This window comes from Sphingobacterium shayense, assembly GCF_013179575.1.
GTDB lineage: Bacteria > Bacteroidota > Bacteroidia > Sphingobacteriales > Sphingobacteriaceae > Sphingobacterium > Sphingobacterium shayense.
Genome location: NZ_JABMCQ010000291.1, coordinates 1 through 2,287 on the forward strand (window position 1 = coordinate 1; position 2,287 = coordinate 2,287).

The 2,287-nt window shown below is 39.8% G+C and carries 1 protein-coding gene; it reads right to left on the bottom strand.

Annotated features, from left to right (window positions below):
* Nucleotides 1–1,919: phenylalanine--tRNA ligase subunit beta (pheT, locus tag HP439_RS18785; protein ID WP_172391858.1), on the bottom strand; the 1,919-nt coding region annotated here is incomplete at its 3' end.
* Between the last annotated feature and the right edge of the window lie 368 nt (nt 1,920–2,287).

Consider the following 2,287-nt stretch of genomic DNA (forward strand, 5'->3'; position numbering starts at 1 on the left):
TCGATCGTCTGCAATCCAACAATATTCAAGCGCTTTATAATGGCGTCAACGGCAGACTTTATATGATAAAAATTTGTCTTTTTTTCCGGAGATTGCCATTGTTCGTCGACGTGATTTCCTGCAAGAGCCAACGATAAGTTTTGACGTTCAAAATATCCTGATTCCGTTCTAAAATAAGTTTTCCCATATTCGAAATATTTAGCGTTTACATTTTTACGCTTTTGATTATACGAAATGGTTGTTAAAGCGGAAAACAACAAGTTTTGGCGCATTGTATCAAGATCAGAACTTAAAGGATTGAGCAACCGTACGGCTGTCTCCTGATCATCGACATAGGCCAATTTGGTTAACGAATTATTTAATATCTCTCGATAACCATTACCTATGAGCAAGTCTGCAATTTGATTTAATACAACTTCTTTGTCTGGCTTTTCTGTGGTATTTAATGACGATTTTATCTGCGACTTTAATTCAATGTTATTATAACCATAAATTCTAAGAACTTCTTCAATAACATCGACTTCACGAGTAACGTCTACCTTGTATGCCGGGACGCTAACCTGAAATTCGTCCTGATCACCCCCAACAATGCCAATTCCTAAAGCTTCTATAATCGATTTTATTTCCTCATTGGGAATCGCTTTCCCAATTAATCTCTGCACTCTGGTATAACTCACAGGAAAGGTGAATGGACTAACAGGGACAGGATAAATATCTGTAACTGATGACTCAATCACACCTCCCGCAATTTCCTGTATAAGAAGCGCAGCTTTATGAAGTGCATAAATAGGCATATTCGGGTCGGTACCGCGCTCGTAACGAAAGGACGCATCTGTTTTTAAAGCGTGTCGTTTGGCCGTTTTTCGAACGGATACAGCATTAAAATATGCAGATTCCAAAAATATTTTAGTGGTTTCTTCAGTCACACCAGAATGCGCACCACCAAATACTCCAGCGATACATATTGGTTTCTGTGAATCGGCAATAACTAAATCTTCCCTCGACAGCTTGCGTTCGATACCGTCTAAGGTTACGAATGGCTCACCATCTTTAGCTTTTCGGACAACAATCTGATTACCCGATATTTTAGAAGCATCAAACGCATGCAGCGGTTGACCTAAATCATGGAGAATATAATTTGTAATATCAACAACATTGTTAATTGGACGGACTCCTATCGTATTTAAACAATCCTTCAGCCAGTCTGGCGACTCTCTAACGGTTATTCCAGAAATAGTTACACCAGCATAACGTGGTGCTGCATCGGAATCCTGAACATCCACTTGGATATCCACTTGCTCTCCCGCCCGAAACGCTGAAACATCACTAAGGCTGTACGGCTTCCGGAAGTACGCAGCTAAATCTCTAGCAACCCCGAGGTGAGACGCGGCATCCGCTCGATTTGGCGTCAATCCTATCTCATAGCGATAATCGTCCTTAATGTTATAATAGTCTTTCACGAGGCTACCGACAACAGCGGAATCTGCAAGCTCCACTATTCCGTCATGTGAGGTCCCCAAACCGATTTCATCCTCACCACATAACATTCCTTCGGAGATTTCCCCTCTTATCTTCGATTTGGTAATCTTAAACAACTCGCCGTTAGAAGGGTAGCATGTTGTACCAACCTGCGCCACAATAACTTTTAGGCCAGTTCTCACATTTGGTGCGCCACAAACGATATGTAGTAACTCAGAAGCACCAACATCCACTTGCGTAATTTTTAATTTGTCAGCATTAGGATGCTGCGCGCACGCTTTTACTTCTCCGACAACTAGGCCCTGAAGTCCCCCAGGTATCGTTTGTACCGTTTCAAGCACTTCTACTTCCAATCCAATATCAGTCAAAATAAGCGATAACTCTTCCGGACTTTTTTGGGTATCTATATAATTTTTAAGCCAATTATAGGAAATATTCATTTAAATCTGTTTTAATGTACAAAGATAGAATTTTAGAACTTTGTAGGCCATTTAACGCATAGAAAATTTAAACTAAATTCATTCACCAGTCGATCGGACGAAAAAGTAAAGCTAAATGCAACTCATTTTTGTTAATGCGGTTTGCATTAAGGGCTTCAATACTTTTTTTACGAGAATAGCAGATTAATGCTGATCACAGACAAAAATATTGCGTAACTTTGTGCTTTGATTTGAATAACGTTCAATAATATACAGTTATAATGATTCATTTCTTCGTGAACCCTAGCAACATCGTTTACGGTGTGCAAACCCAACAAGAGCTCTCTCAAGAAGACACAGCTAAACTTAATTGGCTCTTTGGAAATTCA